Source organism: Leifsonia sp. SIMBA_070, assembly GCF_046534635.1.
Lineage (GTDB): Bacteria > Actinomycetota > Actinomycetes > Actinomycetales > Microbacteriaceae > Leifsonia.
The window spans coordinates 1-229 of the sequence record NZ_JAWRYK010001084.1; the positions used below are offsets into that span (position 1 = coordinate 1).

1 protein-coding gene is annotated in these 229 nt (G+C 66.8%); it reads right to left on the minus strand.

Features of this window, described 5'->3' with window-relative positions; all coding sequences use genetic code 11:
- On the minus strand, positions 1-229 hold a 229-nt coding region (locus tag SB754_RS23485), incomplete at both ends, for an ATP-binding cassette domain-containing protein (protein WP_410784635.1).

Sequence of the window (229 nt, forward strand, 5' to 3'; positions counted from 1 at the left end):
GGCGAGCGCCTTGGTGGGCACCGAATGGATCGACTTCCCCTCGAGGAGGATCTGCCCTGCGGACGGCTTCAGCACGCGCGCGAACGCTCGCAGCAATGTCGACTTGCCGCAGCCGTTCGGGTCGATGATCGCCGTGAAGGATCCGTCGGGAACCCCGATCGTGAGGTCCTCGGCGATCGTCGCGCGGTCGTATCCGATCGTAACCGCCTCGGCGCGGAGGCGGGTGTTT